2 protein-coding genes and 1 tRNA gene are annotated in these 2701 nt (G+C 46.5%); 2 read left to right on the top strand and 1 reads right to left on the bottom strand.

Annotated elements, in window-relative coordinates; translation table 11 throughout:
- Window positions 1–119: 119 nt before the first annotated feature.
- Window positions 120–1163, bottom strand: coding sequence for a mechanosensitive ion channel family protein (locus tag VN429_RS06630; RefSeq protein ID WP_325631207.1), 1044 nt, complete (start codon window positions 1161–1163; stop codon window positions 120–122).
- A gap of 41 nt (window positions 1164–1204) precedes the next feature.
- Here VN429_RS06630 and hypD point away from each other — a divergent pair, with 41 nt between their 5' ends.
- Both hypD and VN429_RS06620 read left to right on the top strand, forming a co-directional pair.
- Window positions 1205–2230 carry a hydrogenase formation protein HypD gene (gene hypD, locus VN429_RS06625; RefSeq protein ID WP_325631204.1) on the top strand — a complete coding sequence of 342 codons (1026 nt, stop codon included), beginning with the start codon at window positions 1205–1207 and terminating at the stop codon, window positions 2228–2230.
- 49 nt (window positions 2231–2279) lie between these two features.
- Window positions 2280–2351: transfer RNA gene (locus VN429_RS06620), tRNA-Arg, on the top strand.
- The last annotated feature ends 350 nt before the right edge of the window (window positions 2352–2701 follow it).

Genomic DNA, 2701 nt, shown 5'->3' with positions numbered 1-2701 from the left:
GACCTCGTCCTTACCAAGGACGCGCTCTACCGGCTGAGCCACTGAGGCTTGTGCCTTTACATATACTCATAGTGTACATATAAATTTAACGCAGCCACAGGTAGCCTTCGAATGGTCATTTAAATATGAACTGGTGAGGGTTTGAGATGGAGGTCCATCTGCGGATATGGTATCTCAATTCCTGCAACCTTGAAAGCAGTGTAGATCTCTGTGTTGAGGTAATCCCTGACCTCAAACGTTTTGTCATACATCCCGGTCCAGACAAGGAGTTGAAACATCAGCGCAGACTCACCAAACTCAATAAAATAAACTTCAGGAGAAGGAGTTGAAAGAACGAACCCGGACTCAATTCCCTTTATCGAAACTGTCTTCAAAATATTCTTCACCTGATTAATATCAGAATCATATCCTGCCCCTACAGAGATTCTGACTTTCAGGGTGATGTCAGGAAGGGCAAAGTTTGTCAGCATATTCTCAGTCAGAATCTTGTTTGGAACAGTCACCAGCTGACTATCCAGGGTTTTGATCCTTGTACTCCGTGGCCCGACAGATATGACATCGCCAATGACCCCTTGTATTTCAATCCGGTCACCCTCCCGGAACGGCTGATCTGCTGCAATCATCGCTCCTGAAAAAAAGTTCCCAAACGTATCCTGGGCAGCGAGACCCACTACAATACCCACGAGACCCCCGGTAGCAAGTAGTGGAGTGATGTCTATCTTGAGTACGGAGAGGATCATAAAAAATGCCCCGATACCTATGACATACCCATATACACTCTGGAGAAAGTGAACCAGTTTATCGTCGAAATCCGAATCAGTTAGTGCAGCAATCTTTTTCCCATACAGATCCAGGAAATTTCGGACAAAGAACGCAATAATTAAACTTCCCAGGATGATGTACAAAACCTGGGCATATGTGCTCTCCATGACCTGATGGGCAAGATCAGGAAGGTCGGCGATATACCTGAGAGCCAGAAATATGGTTACCGTTAAAATGGCAATGACAGCGGGGATTCCGAGCGCTGATATGATAACCCGGCTGATACCCTTCTCTGATCCTTCCAGATGTGAACGTATTTTCGAGCCTGCGAAATAGAGTATCACAGCGAGAACACAACCGGCTACAATTACCAAGGCAGCAGGGATGTTTCCAAAGGGCATACGATCAGGTTTATGCTCAACGGTCTTATATATACAGGATTATGGCTCACGATAACCCGATTGCACAGAAACTTGCGGAGCTGACAGATCGTCCGATGACATTCATGCATGTCTGCGGAACGCATGAAGCTGCCATTGCAAAAAACGGGATCCGGAGCATGCTCCCCGGCAATCTGAAGATCGTGATGGGCCCCGGCTGTCCGGTATGCATCACTCCTCAGGGTGAGATCGATGCAGCTCTCGAACTCGCCGCAAAAGGATGTATCATCGCAACATACGGTGATCTCCTCAGGGTTCCCGGCTCAGAAGGGACGCTTGAGAGTTGTGGCGGAGATGTAAGGGTTGTTCAGGGAGTTCACAAAGCCATTGAGATAGCACAAAAGACAGACAAAGAGGTTGTTTTTGTTTCAGTAGGGTTTGAAACAACTGCACCCACAGTGGCAGCCATGCTTCTGATAAAACCTCCAGCCAATTTTTCCATACTCTCTTTTCACCGGATTGTACCACCGGCAATGCAATGGCTCCTTTCTCAGGGTGAAGCACGCCTTGACGGATTTATGCTGCCGGGGCATGTACTGACTGTTGCAGGCATTGATGAATACAGGCAGTTTCAGGTTCCTCAGGTTGTTGCCGGGTTTGAAGCCGATGATATTTTACTCGGGCTCTGTATGCTTGCCCAGCAGGTCAGGGATGGGACCGGGTTTGTAGAGAATGCATACCCGAGAGCGGTAAAAGAAGAAGGAAACCCCAAGGCAAAGGCGATCATGGATCAGGTCTTTGAAGTATGTGATGTGGAATGGAGAGGATTCCCCGTCATTCCAAAATCGGGACTTAAACTTAGGGATGAGTTCTCACAATACGATGCACAAAAGAAGTTCAATATTGTATATAAAAAGGTCAGCAAAAATTCAGCCTGTATCTGTGATAAGGTACTGAGAGGAATCGCAGATCCATCTGACTGTAAATTATTCGGGAAAGTGTGCACTCCCCGGACTCCGGTTGGACCCTGCATGGTCTCTCACGAAGGAGCATGCAAGATCTGGCATTCGTACCCGACTCATAAGTAATGGGTTACCCATTCCCTTTATTTGCTCGAAGATCTAATAAAGTAAGGCTGCCCCGGTAGGGTAGAGGATATCCTAGAAGCCTCCGGAGCTTTTGACCTGGGTTCAAGTCCCAGCCGGGGCGTCCTGCGAGTTACGCTAACGCTCTTTCTTATTTCACTCTTTTTTCACAGAGATGGTGTATAGCATAATAGATGATACGCAATAGAGGAACTATCATCAACCAAAAAAAGATCTGTCAACCTCGTTAAAATGTGGGCCATCTTTGTGAGATGAACCCACTATAGGGATGTAGTGATTAAAAGAGACTAGATTTGAGTCTAGTCTTCCTGGTTGTAGTGAGAAATTTATGAAGTGTGCTCCGCGGTTTTGTCGCTCAATCTGCAGTAACTTTACTGAGGTGCTAACACCTCAGGTTTTTTTCGACCCTGCAATATGAATACTTATGCCCAAATTCAATCCAAATTATGCCAG

This window comes from Methanospirillum sp. (assembly GCF_035560735.1).
Classification (GTDB): domain Archaea; phylum Halobacteriota; class Methanomicrobia; order Methanomicrobiales; family Methanospirillaceae; genus Methanospirillum.
Note: the sequence above shows the minus strand (reverse complement) of the source record. Positions and strands in the feature narration are given on the sequence as shown.